This is a genomic window from Leisingera sp. ANG59 (genome assembly GCF_013317235.1).
Lineage (GTDB): Bacteria > Pseudomonadota > Alphaproteobacteria > Rhodobacterales > Rhodobacteraceae > Leisingera.
Map to the genome: position 1 here is coordinate 1 of NZ_WLCM01000042.1, position 14,843 is coordinate 14,843.

Annotated in this window: 5 protein-coding genes and 3 pseudogenes; 2 read left to right on the forward strand and 6 right to left on the reverse strand. The window is 58.9% G+C overall.

Annotated features, from left to right (window positions below; genetic code table 11):
- Positions 1 to 227: pseudogene (locus GKC28_RS22020) on the reverse strand (hypothetical protein); the annotation flags it as partial.
- A 305-nt stretch (positions 228 to 532) separates the two neighbouring features.
- Here GKC28_RS22020 and GKC28_RS22025 point away from each other — a divergent pair.
- Positions 533 to 1,678, forward strand: a complete 1,146-nt coding sequence (locus GKC28_RS22025) for a helix-turn-helix transcriptional regulator (RefSeq protein ID WP_174149137.1) — start codon at positions 533 to 535, stop codon at positions 1,676 to 1,678.
- Between the two features lie 233 nt (positions 1,679 to 1,911).
- Here GKC28_RS22025 and GKC28_RS22030 read toward each other — a convergent pair whose 3' ends face one another.
- The 5 genes and pseudogenes from GKC28_RS22030 to GKC28_RS22050 all read right to left on the reverse strand — a co-directional run bounded on the left by GKC28_RS22030 (position 1,912) and on the right by GKC28_RS22050 (position 13,739).
- Positions 1,912 to 10,896 (reverse strand): Ig-like domain-containing protein, encoded by an 8,985-nt coding sequence (locus tag GKC28_RS22030; RefSeq protein ID WP_174149138.1) that lies wholly within the window; start codon positions 10,894 to 10,896, stop codon positions 1,912 to 1,914.
- A gap of 163 nt (positions 10,897 to 11,059) precedes the next feature.
- Positions 11,060 to 11,760, reverse strand: a pseudogene (locus GKC28_RS22035) (IS6 family transposase).
- Between the two features lie 112 nt (positions 11,761 to 11,872).
- Positions 11,873 to 12,010: pseudogene (locus GKC28_RS22040) on the reverse strand (IS6 family transposase); the annotation flags it as partial.
- 80 nt (positions 12,011 to 12,090) lie between these two features.
- Positions 12,091 to 12,957 carry an FprA family A-type flavoprotein gene (locus GKC28_RS22045; RefSeq protein ID WP_174149139.1) on the reverse strand — a complete coding sequence of 289 codons (867 nt, stop codon included), beginning with the start codon at positions 12,955 to 12,957 and terminating at the stop codon, positions 12,091 to 12,093.
- On the reverse strand, positions 12,954 to 13,739 hold the full coding sequence (locus tag GKC28_RS22050; RefSeq protein WP_174149140.1) for an MBL fold metallo-hydrolase: 786 nt from the start codon (positions 13,737 to 13,739) through the stop codon (positions 12,954 to 12,956). The genes GKC28_RS22045 and GKC28_RS22050 overlap by 4 nt, the downstream gene beginning before the upstream one ends.
- On the opposite strand from GKC28_RS22050, the gene GKC28_RS22055 reads away from it, so the two are divergent.
- Entirely contained in the window at positions 13,738 to 14,733 is a 996-nt protein-coding gene (locus tag GKC28_RS22055) for a LysR family transcriptional regulator (RefSeq protein ID WP_174149141.1), read from the forward strand. The genes GKC28_RS22050 and GKC28_RS22055 overlap by 2 nt on opposite strands.
- Positions 14,734 to 14,843 lie beyond the last annotated feature (110 nt).

Here is a 14,843-nt window from a genome sequence, read left to right on the forward strand (position 1 = left end):
CAAGCCGCGAACTGAGACCCGAAACGGCAAGCCGCGAACTGAGACCCGAAACGGTTCACCCAGAGACGAACCGCTTCACGACTGACGATGACGCCACGCTCCGCCAGGAGATCCTCGACATCCGCCGTGCTGAGAGCAAACCGATGATATGCCCACACCGCATAGGCGATGATTTCGCGAGGAAAACGGAAGCCCTTCAGCCGCGGCAATGAGGTCGGTATGGTCATGGTACCGCGCTATCCGAGAAGGACAACCCAATCAACTTGGCAATGCCCCCACAAAGCTTTCCTCCACGATCCGGATTTTATCTGCATCGCTCCAGTGCCGCCGGCGCGGAGCGTCAGCGGCGGAAAGGACTTCGATCTCAGGTCTGAACTTTTGGTCGGCCATAAGGTCGGACTTATCACCAGCACCGTAATCTCGTCAGACGGCCTCCGCCGGAGGCATACGACGTTTTCGCCTATAAGGTCGGGAATAAGATCATTGACCCTTTGGTCTCTCGAATTAGTTCACMTAGACGGGAGTGGCTCCGGTGGACCCAGCATTTTTAACAACCACAAAAATATATGACACGGTTACCGACTTTGGGAACTGGACACCGGCATTGGATTCCCTTTGCCATTCAGTTGGCGCCCGAGCGGGCGCTCTACTACTGAGAGATTACGGGGAGAACCCATACACGATCTCGGCCTTAAGCACCGTTTATGTGCGGATGTTTGAACGCGGTAACGGGCAGCATTTTGTTGACAATCTGATGCACTACGAGTCCCAGCAGTGGGATTATGTCGGACAAATGAAAATAGGGACAGTCTACCGCGACGAGGAAATGAGTGTGGACCGGGCTGTCCTCGATAACCGGCCTGACTACCTGCATTTAAAACAGCATGCTGGCATTCTCCGACGGATTATTTGCGGTTTGAACAGAAACAATGGATGGTTTGACGCAGTTGCACTGGGTTTCCCTTTGGATGTCGGTTTTGTTCCCGATCCGACCATGCGGCGGTTGAGCTGGTATCTTCCCCACCTGACTAAGACCATCGAAATCGGCCGGACATTCAATTTCCTCCGCGTGAAGTATAACGCTGTCCTCACGGTCCTCAATCAAATCAACATCGGGATCATTCTGGCGCTTGAGAATGGGGAGGTACTTCTCGCCAACAAAGAGGCCGAGCGTTTGCTTGATGAAAACGATGGGCTGCTGCGCAACAGAAAAAACCTGATAAGTTGCGCCAACTTCGAACAAAATGCGGCCTTGAGAACATATATTCAAGAGGTTGCGCAAACGGCGAATGGAGAGGCAAATACCGCGCACCGCCACCTGGCCTTGGCCCGCCGCTCAGGCGAATCCCCCCTGCTGGTTGATGTAACCCCGGTAAGGGACGCCAGCGATGAGCTGAATGCACAACTGAGAGGCTCCATAATAATCGTCATCGACCCGGACCAAACCGAGGCGCTCCAGATTGACAAGTTCGCCGGCCTCTATCGCTTGAGCAAAGCAGAAACCCATGTGTGCGAACTCCTTTTAAGGGGGCACACCGCACACGAGATCGCTGAAATCCGGGGAACAACGCACAATACCAGCCGAAACCAGATCCAGGCGATTTACAGCAAGACCGCAACAAAAAGGCGAAGCGATCTGGTCCGCCTGATCCTGCGGATACTGCCGCCCATTCTTTGAGCGCCGCTGAATGCTGCTCTGAGCCCCAAGTTTCCTCCCCTCTCGGGGAGAGTTCTTGGGGCTGATGCACTGTCGGCCCGCTCGTGTTTTCCGGCTCCTATCAGGCCCTCTACCTCGTCCATGCACCTCGATGGCCACCTGGGATCACACCGGCAGCGCCGATGAAACAAGACCACTTGCTCGGACGCTAACTGCCCCGCGAATTGAAGGACAGCAGCTTGCACAGTCCCGGATCAGAACAGGAAGACAAAGTTGTCCACTTCGGTCAATCCGTCGTTGGGGGTATCCGGCACCTCCAGCGTGATCGAGGTCACATCGGTGATTCCGACCGAGACCTGCCCTGTCGTTCCAGCCGCGATGACCACTGTCTGACCATCATTTCCGGTCAACGTTAGCCCGCCGTCAGTTTGCAGCACATCGATATCCGTCAGAGAGAACGCGCCACCATCCGCTCGGGTGATGACAAAGTCGTTGTCAGCAAGACCGTCAGAATTGTCACTAAACATCAGTGAATTGTTTTGATCTGTATGGCCGCCATCGGAGGCAAAGACAAAGCCTTCCTCGTTCCAGTCCTCGGCCTGGTTGATACCGGTGAAGGCAACCGTCGCCATGTCGGTGACAGGGGCGATGGCGTAGTCCGCGCTGGTACTGGTCTCTGCGTAATCGCCGTTGGCGCCTTCCGTCGCGAGGGCGGTGGCGTGCAGGGTAAAGCTGGCGTTCCAATGCGGCGGCGGCGTCATGGTCAGTGTGGACAGGTCCAGGCTCTGGACGTTATCGATGACCCAATCATCCCCGACGGCCGCTCCCAGACTGAAAGTGGCACCATCCGGGAAGCCGGAAAGCGTCAGCGTCAGGATCTCCGAGCCGTCGGTGTCGGCAAGCGCGGCAGAAAGGCCCAGGTTCAGCGGCATGTCTTCCTGACCGTCCGCAGCGGCGGGCAGATCGCTCAGCACATAGTAGATTTCGCCGCTGCCGAAGTCCTCCTCATAAACCGTGACGATGCGGCCACCGGCCAGCAGGGCAACGTTGTCACCGCCAAAACTACTATAGCTGAATTGTGATCCGGCCGCGCGGCCGTTCACCTGGGTCTCGACCCCTGCCAGGTTTCCGTCTGCATCATAGCGCTGGCTGTAGATGCCCCAGCCGCTGCCGTCCTGCTGGTAGGACGACCAGCTCACCAGCCAGCCGCCGTCCTCCAGGGCGGTGACCGTGCTTTCCTGCTGAAGGCTGCTGGTCAAACTGTTCACAAGGGTTTCCGCGCCCACGGTGTTTCCGGCCGCATCAAAGCGCTGGCTGTAGATGCCCCAGCCGTCTCCGTCCTGATTGTTCGACGACCAGGTCACCAGCCAGCCGCCATCCTGCAGCGCGGTGGCATCGCTGATGAGCTGATCGCCGCTGGTGAAACTGGTCACCCGGGTTTCCGCCCCCATGGTGTTTCCGGCCGCATCGTAACGCTGGCTGTAGATGCCCCAGCCGCTGCCGTCCTGCTGGTTGGACGACCAGGTCACCAGCCAGCCGCCATCCTGCAGCGCGGTGGCATCGCTGTAATTCTGATCGCCGCTGGCAAAGCTGCTCACCCGGGTCTCCGCCCCCACCGCACTGCCGTCGGCATCATAGCGTTGGCTGTAGATGCCATAACCGCTGCCGTCCTGATTGTAGGACGACCAGGTCACCAGCCAGCCGCCATCCTGCAGGGCGGTGACTTCGCTCCAATGCTGATCGCTGGTGGTGAAACTGTTCACCTGGGTCTCCGCCCCCACCGCACTGCCACTGGCATCATAGCGCTGGCTGTAGATGCCATAAAAGCTGCCGTCCTGCTGGTAGGACGACCAGCTCACCAGCCAGCCGCCGTCCGCCAGGGCGGTGACACCACTGTAGATCTGATCGTTGCTGGTGAAGCTGTTCGCCCGGGTCTCCGCCCCCACCGCACTGCCGTCGGCATCATAGCGCTGGCTGTAGATGCCCCAGCCGTCGCCGTCCTGATTGTAGGACGACCAGATCACCACAAAACCGCCATCAGCCAGCGCCGCAACGGTGGCATACCGCTGAGCATCAAGAGTGCTGCTGTTCACCTGCACATCGCTGCCGGCGGGCACCGGCGACAGATCACCGCCGCCCGTCGGCGCCAGCGCCAGGCCGGGCGCATCCGCCACCGGCGTCACCGTCAGGCTGACCGTGGCCGGGCCGGCACTGGTTGTGCCATCGCTGATTTCATAGGTGAAACTGTCCGGGCCGCTGTAATCGCCATTGGCGGTGTAATCCACCGTGCCGTCAGCCAGCACTGTCACCGTGCCATGGCTGGTGGCAAAGCTGTCGCCCGCGGCGGCAGCCATGCCGTTAACCATGCTCAGCGCGGCTGCGCCGCCGCTGCCGCTGCTGTCATTGGCCAGCAGATCGAGATTTACCGAGGCGTCCTCGTCCACCGTGAACCCGTCGTCCTGGGCCTGCGGCGGCACATAGTCATCGGCGCCGCTGATGCTGTAGTTCACGCTGGTGCTGGTTTCGGCGTAGCCGCCATTGGAAGTCTCGGTCGCGCGGGCGGTGGCATGCAGGGTGAAGCTGCCGTTCCAATTGGGTGGCGGCATCATCGTCAGGGTGGACAGGTCCAGGCTCTGGGCGTTTTCGATCACCCAATCATCCCCGTCGGCCACCCCCATGCTGAAGGTGGCGCCATCAGGGAAGCCGGAAAGCGTCAGCGTCAGGGCCTCCGACCCGTCGGTGTCGCTGAGCGCGGCAGAGAGGCCCAGATCCAACGGCATGTCTTCCAGTCCGTCGGCTGCGGCAGGCAGGTCACTCAGCACATAATAGATTTCGCCGCTACCGAATTCCTCGTCATAAACGGTAACAATGCGGCCATCAGCCAGCAGCGCAACATTGTCACCGCCTGCAAAACTATTGGTGAATTGCGTTCCGGCTTCGCGGTTGTTGATCTGCGTCTCTGCCCCCACAGGATTGCCGCTGGCATCAAAGCGCTGGCTATAGATGCCCCAACCGCTGCCGTCCTGATCTCGGGACGACCAGGTCACCAGCCAGCCGCCATCCTGCAGAGCGGTTACATCGCTGTAGATCTGACCGCTGCTGGTATAGCTGTTCACCTGGGTTTCCACACCCACGGTGTTTCCGGCTGTATCATAACGCTGGCTGTAGATGCCCCAGCTGCTGCCGTCCTGATCTCGGGACGACCAGGTCACCAGCCAGCCGCCGTCCTGCAAAGCGGTTACATCGCTGTAGATCTGATCGTTGCTAGTATGGCTGTTCACCTGGGTTTCCACGCCCAGGGTGTTTCCGGCCGCATCATAGCGCTGGCTGTAGATGCCATAACCGCTACCGTCCTGATGTAAGGACGACCAGGTCACCAGCCAGCCGCCGTCCTGCAGGGCGGTTACATCGCTGTAGATCTGAAAGTCGCTGGTAAAGCTGTTCACCTGGGCTTCCGCGCCCACGGTGTTTCCGGCCGCATCATAGCGCTGGCTGTAGATGCCATAACCGCTGCCGTCCTGATGTGAGGACGACCAGGTCACCAGCCAGCCGCCGTCCTGCAGAGTTGTTACATCGCTGAAGATCTGATCGTTGCTGATATAGCTGTTCACCCGGGTTTCCGCCCCCACGGTGTTGCCGCTGGCATCAAAGCGCTGGCCGTAGATACCCCAGTGGCTGCCGTCCTGTTCTAAGGACGACCAAGTCACCAGCCAGCCGCCGTCATGCAAAGCGGTTACATCGCTGTAGGCCTGATGGTTGCCGGTAAAGCTGTTTACCTGCGTTTCCACTCCCACTGGACTGCCGCTGGCATCAAATCTCTGGCTGTAGACGCCCCAAAGGCTGCCGTCCTGATTGGCCGACGTCCAAGTCACCACAAAGCCACCATCCGCCAGCGCCGCGACGGTGGCATACCGCTGCTCATAAACGGTGGTGCTGTTCACCTGCACATCGCTGCCCGAGGACACTGGCGACAGATCACCGCCGCCCCCGCCAGCCGTAGGTGCCAGCGCCAGGCTGGGCGCATCCGCCACTGGCGTCAACGTCAGGTTGACCGTGGCCGGACCGGCTTCCGTGGTGCCATCGGTGATTTCATAGGTGAAACTGTCCGGGCCGCTGTAATCGTCGTTGGCGGTGTAATCCACCGTGCCATCCGCCAGCACCGTCACCATACCATGGCTGGTGGCAAAGCTGTCGCCCACGCCAGCAGCCACGCCGTTGATCATGCTCAGCGCTGCCGCCCCGCCGCTGCCGCTGTTGTCATTGGCCAGCAAATCGAGATTGACCGTGGTGTCCTCGTCCGCCGTGAAGCCGTCATCCTGCGCCTGCGGCGGCACATAGTCATCCGCGCCGGTGATGCTGATGGTCAGATCCGCGCTGCTGCTGCCGCCGTTACCGTCGGAGATACTGTAGGTGAAAACCTCCTCGGCCATCTCTCCCACTGCCAGCGCCCCGGTCGCTGGGGCGGCATCATCCAGCAGATAGGACCAGGTGCCGTCCGTATGCATGGTCAGGGTGCCGTAGGTGCCCAGAATGGTCCAGGAACTGGACCCCGAGGGCGGCGCGCTGGGGCCGCCGCCGCTGGGGGCCGCGCTGGTGACGCGCAGCACATCGCTGCTGTCGGGATCGCTGTCGTTTGCCAGCACATTGCCGGTTGCAGTGTCATCGCCGGGCACCATGTAACCCTGCTCTTCCACCGGATCGCCTGCGTTGGAATCCGCCAGTGCAACGGGTGCGTCGTTGGTGCCGGTAACCGTTACTGAGACAGCCTCATTCGTGGAACCGCCGTTACCGTCGGTGGCAGTGTAATTGATGGCGAATGTATCGCTTTCCCCAAGCGCCAGATCGTCAAAATTTCCAAGCGGATCAAACTCCAAGTCCCCGTTTTCGGACAGCGTCAACCGCCCAGTGCGACCGCCAATCGATGCGACGAACACGGATGTTGAGCCCGAGAACGGTGATCCGGTGAGATGGGAAATACTCAAAGTGTCGCCATCCGGGTCGGTGTCATTGCTGAGAACATTCAGGCTGCCAACTGAACTCTGGCTGGTTGTCAGCTCATCCAGCATGGTGACCGGCGCATCATTTGTGCCGGTCACGGTGACTACCACATCGTTCGACGCGGCGGCGCCGTGACTGTCGGTGGCCTCGACGGTGATCGTCACGTCGCGGGTCTCGCCCTCACGCAGGTCCTGGAAACCGGCGCTGGGATCAAAGCTCAGCATGGTGCCGCTGATCGAGGCCGAGCTTTCGGAAGGCGGGCCGGAGATCGCATAGGTGAGCGTGGTTCCATCATCGTCGCTGTCCGCATCGTCTCCAAGCAGCGACAGGTCCAGCGTCACCGCTGTACCGTCCTCGGTGGCGGCCATCGCGCCTGCGGCCAGGGTCGGGTCGTCGTTCGCGCCGGTGATGACCCATTTCAGGACAGCTGGATCGGAGGCCGCTCCGTGGCTATCCGTTGCAGTGACTTCTGCAGTCGCCTCGGTGGTTTCCCCCATCGCCAGGTGGTCGTAGTTGCCGGCTATCGTCAGCGACAAGCCAGTCGGAGTGGCTGTAAAGATTCCATTGGTGAAGTTGTCATAGGTGTAGGTGAGCGTACTTGCATTGTCGTCAGAATCGACGTCGTCTGCCCGGTCATTGATCTGGAAATAGATCGGCGCTGCTATGCCAGTCCAGGGATCGTCCTCGGAATTAGTCTGGACGTGGATTTCCGGGACAATCGTTGGCGCATCGTTGGCGCCATTCACTATCAGGGTCGCCGTGGCTGGTACTGCCTCGGGGGTGACCTCGACCGACATGCCATCAATTACCGTCTCCTGTGACCCTGCTGTCCGGGTAATGCCGGAGAACGCGAAGCTGTGCACCGCATCGCCGCAGTCTGGATCAGAATGCGGCACATCCACAGTCAGTGTCAGATCGGTGAAGGACCCCGAATAGATGTTGTAATGTGGCCCTGAAACGACACCTCCTGAATAGCCATTCAGTGTAATCGTGGAATTGGTGGAGAAGGACACAACACCATTCACGGCAACTGCAACACTGGCGGCCATGCCGCCGCCCTGATCGTGGACCGCCACGACTGTCCCGTCCGTTACGCCTGCCGCAGCAAACGCATCCGCAGCGCCGCTGACTGTGGCGGTTCTTTCGATCCGGACAATAGTTCCGGTGTCGTTGTCGGCGATGAAAAACGTTCCCAGACTGGCGATGGTTTCACCACCCAGGCTGTCCTCATAGGCCCGGCCCTCTTCGATCACGCCGTAGCTGACCGTCAGGGTTTCGCTCTCTCCTACGGCCAGATCGTTGAATTGAGACGGGTCTATTGTCAGTGCCCCGGTGGATGCGTCCGCCGTGTATGCCACTATCCGGGAAGCGTTGTCCGATGCCACTGCAACACCGTTGATCCCCAGATCGTCGCTTTCGACGTCTGTGGCATTGGCCAGCAAGTTCAGCGTCACCGGCGATTGATCTTCGTCTGTCGTTTCGCTGACAGCGCCCGTGACCACCGGCAGATCATTGGTTCCCGTGATGGTCACCGTCGCGGTTGCCGTCGTGACGCCGCCCTGGCCATCGTCGACCGTGTAGGTGAAACTGTCGGTCGCGGTCTCGTCGCAGCCCAGATGCTCGAACATGCCATTCGGGTCATAGGTGAAAGTGCCATCGAGATTGTCCGTGACCTGTCCCAATGTTCCAGTGGTATCAATGCTGAAGGTGTGTGTGTCAGAGGCATCCGCATCGATGAAATCCGCTGTAAGCGTTATTGCGCTACCATCTTCGCCGGTTGTACCGGAGATATCTTCGACGACAGGTGCATCATTCACTCCCGTCACGGTCACGGTCACAGTGTTCACCGCGGTCGCGCCATGGGCGTCGGTCGCATGTACCTCGATGGTCACGTCCCGCGTCTCGCCTGCGGCCAAGTCCTGAAAGTCCGCACCTGGGTCAAAGCTCAGCGTCGTGCCGGTGATAGAGGCAGTTCCTTCGGAGGGCTGACCGATGATCGCATAGCTTAGCGTGGTCCCGTCGTCGTCGCTGTCGACATCATCTCCCAGGACGGCGAGATCTACATCGATGCCCGGGCCGTCCTCTTCGGCGGCCCCGACGCCCGTATCCAGAGTCGGCCTGTCATTTTCTCCTACGACTTCGAACTGCAAAGTCCCAGTGTTGGAGACTGCGCCATGACTGTCGGCGGCATTGAAATCGATTGTCACAACCTCGCTCTCACCTACGGCAAGATGCTGAAAGCCATTATCAGGATAGAATTGGACGTCGTTGTCAAAGAGGTTTGGGAATGCACCCTCGACAAAGTGTCCGCCGGAATTCACCGGGTTGAAAAAGTCATATGTCAGCGTGGAGGCATCATCATCACTGTCGGCATCATCTGCACGATTGTTGAGTTCAAAGTAGTTTGGCGCAACGACCCCAGCAAAATCCGCGTCTTCGGACACTTGTGTAACGAAGATTGTTGATTGGACTTGTGGCGCGTCATTGGTGCCGGTCACGGTAATCACCACATCGTTGGACGCGGTGGTGCCGTGGCTGTCGGTGGCCTCGATGGTCACGGTCACGTCCCGGGTCTCGCCCTCGGCCAGATCCTGGAAGTCTGCGCCGGGGTCAAAGCTCAGCGTGGTGCCGCTGATTGAGGCCGAGCCCCCGGAGGGCGCACCGGTGATCGCATAAGTGAGCGTGGTTCCGTCATCGTCGCTGTCAACGTCTTCGCCCAGAGCTGCAAGATTCACGTCAATGCTCGGGTCGTCCTCCTGTGCGGCGCTGGTGCTCGCCGTCAGATACGGTGCGTCATTGGTGCCGGTCACGGTGATCACCACATCGTTGGACGCGGTGGCGCCGTGGCTGTCGGTGGCCTCGATGGTCACGGTCGCGTCCCGGGTCTCGCCCTCGGCCAGATCCTGGAAGTCTGCGCCGGGGTAGAAAGTCAGTGTCGTGCCGCTGATCGAGGCCACCCCCTCAGCAGGCATGCCGGCGATTGTGTAGGTGAGTGTCGTTCCATCATCGTCGCTGTCGACATCACCGCCCAGAGGAGCAAGATCTACATTGATGCTCGACCCGTCCTCCTCGGCCGCGCCCATGCCCGCCGCCAGGGTGGGCGCGTCATTGGCGCCAGTGACGGTGATTACCACATCGTTCGAGGCGGTGGCGCCGTGGCTGTCGGTGGCCTCAATGGCCACGGTCACGTCGCGGGTTTCGCCTTCAGCCAGGTCCTGAAAGTCCGCACTTGGATCAAAGCTCAGAGTGGTGCCGCTGACCGAAGCTGTGCCCTCGGCAGGTGAACCAACAATGGCATAGCTAAGAGTGCTTCCGTCATCGTCGCTGTCGACATCATCGCCAAGAGCGGCGAGATCCACATTTATGCTCGGACCGCCCTCTTCAGCAGCGCCGGTTCCTGCCGTCAGATTCGGCGCATCATTTAACCCGGTGACAGTCCCATTCACAATCGAAGTCGCTGTCGATCCGCCGGGGGCCTGGCTGGTATAAGAAAAGGCAAAATTCGCGGAAGCACCCCGGGCAAGCCCGTCGACATCCGCGCCGTCAGCCGTCAGCGTCACCGTACCATCTGCCGCCACAGACAGCGTCGCCAGATGGGCTCCGCCGATCACCACATTTGCACTGTCGCCGGCCGCATAGCTTGTGCCGTTCAGTTCAAACCCAATGACAGAGCTGGCCGGATCAGCTGCATCATTGGCCAGCGCATTGATGCTTGAACTGTTGTTTTCCGCGACTGAGATCAGATCGTTCTGCGCAACCCCGCTGGCCGCACCGCCGATCTTCGCCGAGTCCGATCGGGTCCCCCCGGCCTCGCCGACCGATGTATATCTCAGGCCGATGTTTGCGAAGCTGAGCATATCGAGGTTCAGAAAGTCGCTTTCATGGGACAGAATGAAGCTGGTCGCCTGGATATCGTCATCACCAATGCCTGAGGTCCCGAACGACACTGCTGCGTCGAATTTCCCCAGGGTTTTGACAACATCACCGTTGATGTTCACGTCCTTAAGAACACGCTCAATGGCCTCTTCGCCGTATTTCTCGCCTGTCACATCCGTTCCAGTGGCGGACAACCCGCCATCCACAGTGTAGCCATCAAGGTTGAAGAACAATCCACGCAAGTCACCAATGTTGCCGGTACCCAGAACTTCGACATCGAACCTCAAAGAGCCGTCATCCAGTTCAGTAATGGTAACCACCGTGTCGACAACACCGTCGATGGTGAATGTGATTGACCGTGCCATAATTTCCCCCAGATTTGAGACTTTCGCCTGTTGGATTGCTCGGAACAGGAACTATGGCGCCCGATTTTCAGTCAGGAGGGAACTTCTTTCATGATGCAAAGGGACTATGCAGGGCATTGCCAAGTTATCTGCCGTGGATTGGAAAAAGCGTGAGACCGCGTAATCAGGCCGATAGTTCGGCAGCATAACCTTCCCACAGCTTGAACCCGTCGGCTCTGGCATGGCGGTAGGAGAGAGTGGAAAGGCGATAGCGGCGGGGRCGAAAGATCGTACTGATTTGGTCGTGGGCGACGAGAAATCGTTGCGCCTGGCGTGGTGACTTGAACCGACCCATCATCTTTTCCCGCTTTCGCGTCGGCCTTCGATCCTGTTGTTGAGCCCCTTGTGCGCCCGATGGTCGGCGTCCGGCGTGATGGCCTTGATCGGCTTGGTATAGCTGCGCAGCTTGTCCGTGATCACGACACGCGGTTCGCCATAGGCTGCAACCAGTMGGGCGAAGAAACGCTTTGCGGCTTTGGCGTTGCGGCGAGGCTGGATCAGAATGTCGAGTACATCTCCATTGCCATCGATTGCACGCCACAGCCAATGTTTCACGCCGTTGATCGGGACGACCACTTCGTCCATATGCCATTTGTCGTGCGGCCGGGGCCGGTCGCGTCGGATACAAGCCGCGAACTGAGACCCGAAACGGTTCACCCAGAGACGAACCGCTTCACGACTGACGATGACGCCACGCTCCGCCAGGAGATCCTCGACATCCGCCGTGCTGAGAGCAAACCGATGATATGCCCACACCGCATAGGCGATGATTTCGCGAGGAAAACGGAAGCCCTTCAGCCGCGGCAATGAGGTCGGTATGGTCATGGTACCGCGCTATCCGAGAAGGACAACCCAATCAACTTGGCCCGAAACGGTTCACCCAGAGACGAACCGCTTCACGACTGACGATGAGACGAACCGCTTCACGACTGACGATGACGCCACGCTCCGCCAGGAGATCCTCGACATCCGCCGTGCTGAGAGCAAACCGATGATATGCCCACACCGCATAGGCGATGATTTCGCGAGGAAAACGGAAGCCCTTCAGCCGCGGCAATGAGGTCGGTATGGTCATGGTACCGCGCTATCCGAGAAGGACAACCCAATCAACTTGGCAATGCCCCTTCCAGATATCTCCGATTTTAGCAAGCGCAGTCAGAACACAAGGTCGTGCTCGCGCGTCACCGCTACGCGCATGGCCTCACGTAAGGCGGCAAGGTATCGCGGCACATTTTCGCGAATTACGTTGGTATGGCTCGGAGCGAATATCCGGATATCATATTTCGCATAAAAATTGTCTATAGACTCGACTATCTGGTCCGGATCAGCCCAACGCAACCAGGCAAAGACTACGCAATTGGTGATCGACACATCGTGGCCAAAGCGCTCGGCTGAATAACCGGTCTCCTCCATTTCATCCATGAAGCGAAAGCATTGGTGTTGGTTGTGAGCGTTCAACGCCCAATCCACGGGACATAAAAAGCCGCTATTGTGTTCATAAATCCATTGTGTGAGAGCGTGATCAACGAAGAGCGGTTCGATTATCTCAATGCTGTGCTGGCCGAGTTCGACCCGATCTCCGAAATCAAGCTGCCGTGCGCCCCCGAGTCCATGCACTTCATAATGATCATGGCCCCCAACAGTCAGCACCTCGACCTGAGGATAGGCTCGCCGGATAGCTGCAGTATTTGCGGCATGGGGCAGCTCAGTATGGCTAATCCAAAGATAGTCAAGGGAGCGGCCGTCCAGCAGGTCACGCAGCGCCGCGAGAACAGTCTTGTGCTGGGCCGGGCCCAGCGTGTCAATCAGGAAGGTCTTTTCATCAAGGAAAAGATAGGAGCTGTAGATGATATCATTGGCATTCGGGTCGAACTTGGGATTAACCCGGGCGAAATCGCTTGCGAACCCGCGGTTGAGCCGGGCGGCTTCCTTGCCCGCACAATGGCAGATCCAGTAAATATTGGGTGTAATCTGGCGAACGCCAACGCGATCGGCACCGTCTCCATACAGCTTTACAGTCATCTGCAGATCTCCAGAATTGCGTTGTTGAAACGGTCGATGCATTGCGCAATGTCGTGGCGCACGGCATTTCCGTGTGTGGGCGCAATGGCGCGGACGTCCCGCTTACGGAAAACCCGTGCGATATCAGCGGTGACTTTGGCGCCGCTCACCATCGGCAGGAAGCGGAAGGCGCTTTCGTGATAGCGTTTGAGCCAGTCGCCTGCGATGCCATCTTCAAGTTCGTCGTCAAATTTGAGATCGGCCGCGCCTGGATAAAGATAGCCGAAAGCATCAGCGGTGAAGAGGGTGCCGGTCGTGCCATCATACATCCAATGGGTTCCTGGTTGGTCCTTGAGGATGCCGTCCAGGAAGGAAATCCGGCGCCCGCCATAAGTTTCTTCAGTGCCTGCATAGCCGTACAAAACCTGGTCGTCGGCCACCCACCAAGGCAATTCCACGTGGGGCAGAATTGCGCTGGAGACCACCAGCTTGGTGTCCGGCCAAACGTCGAGGATTAGCTTGATGTTGCCGGTGTGCGGCAATTCGGTGTGCGTCAAGAACACATAGCCCGGCGCGGTGTCACCCAGCAGCGACTTCAATTCGGCCATGATCTCGCCCGAGTGGATGTGCGAACCGGAATCAAATAATAGCGGGCATCCATCGTTCATCAGCACGTAGACACGCACTGCCTCGTGCCAGCCGTCGCGCCCGGCCACGCTTTCGCCGATCTGAAATAGATCGTCCTTCACATGTCTAAGCAATTCACTTCTCCTCTGTTCAAGGCAGCAGGACTGCGCCTGCATGCGGCTTTTTTCTGCCTCGAAACAAGAGAATTCCATTGCCTTTTGCGGGTTATTCAATATCAAAACGGATATGGGTAATTCGTCTGGAATCTTGCCGTCGACCCGCTCTCTGAGCGCATTGGAACGCGTGGCACAATTGGGCAATGTCACCCGTGCAGCGGAAGAACTGAACACGTCTCAGGCCGCAATCAGTCGGCACTTGCGCCGCCTTGAAGCTGATCTGGGGGTCGCGCTGGTCACTCGCAGTGGACGGGGAATTGTGCTGACACCGGCTGGTCAAGCCTATGCACGAGAGGTTTCCGAAGCTCTGACCATGCTGCGCCAAGCAGGCGCACGGGCGGCGCTGAACCGCCACGACCTGGTGATTGCCTGTACACATGAAGTGTCGCACCTAATTCTGATGCCGCACTACGGCGAGCTGAAGAAAGCTCTGGGCAGCCAGGCCCATATCCGCGTAGTCACGTGCGAGTACGAGTCAATCCCGGCGATGATAGATGCCGGGGCTGACCTGGTTTTTCAGTACAGGCGTTCGCGCCCCTCTGGGCCGAGTGCGAAAATCGTCGACGAAGAAATTCTGCCTGTCGCGGCGCCTTGCCTGATTGAACGGCACGGGCAGGCTTTAAGACGAGACCCCGATGCCTGGAAAGGCGTGCCGCGGCTCTGTCTCTCAAAGGCAAACTCGGGGTGGGCCACTTGGGAGGACTGGTTCTCAAAGGCAGGATTAGCCGTTCCGGAAGGCCCTCAATACAAGTTTGACAACTATGTCTATGCACTGGAATCGGCTACTCGGGGAGAAGGAGCAGTGCTGGCCTGGCGCGGTTTCACTGATGTCTATTTGCAGACAGGGCAACTGACACCGCTCTGCCCGGATTGGGTAAGGAGTGGTGCGGCACTTTATGCCGTGCCTTCATCCGGCGGCCTGGCAAAGGAAGTGACCCGCAAATGCTTGAAAGTACTTCCAAAGTTGACCAGACAGAGGCAAAGCCGAAATTGACCCTAGGCGCCTGCTGAAAAACATCTTTCCCCGACTCGGCCCTTCAACGCCAATGCCTTCAGCACTGTTGGCATGCTGAGGAGACACGGGCTGTTTTTTTCCAACTCGGC

Excerpts from the sequence above, each read along its gene's own strand:
- GKC28_RS22050 (WP_174149140.1), bottom strand. The coding sequence starts at position 13,739 with ATGCAGGCGCAGTCCTGCTGCCTTGAACAGAGGAGAAGTGAATTGCTT.
- GKC28_RS22030 (WP_174149138.1), bottom strand. The coding sequence starts at position 10,896 with ATGGCACGGTCAATCACATTCACCATCGACGGTGTTGTCGACACGGTG.
- GKC28_RS22055 (WP_174149141.1), top strand. The coding sequence starts at position 13,738 with ATGCGGCTTTTTTCTGCCTCGAAACAAGAGAATTCCATTGCCTTTTGC.
- GKC28_RS22045 (WP_174149139.1), bottom strand. The coding sequence starts at position 12,957 with ATGACTGTAAAGCTGTATGGAGACGGTGCCGATCGCGTTGGCGTTCGC.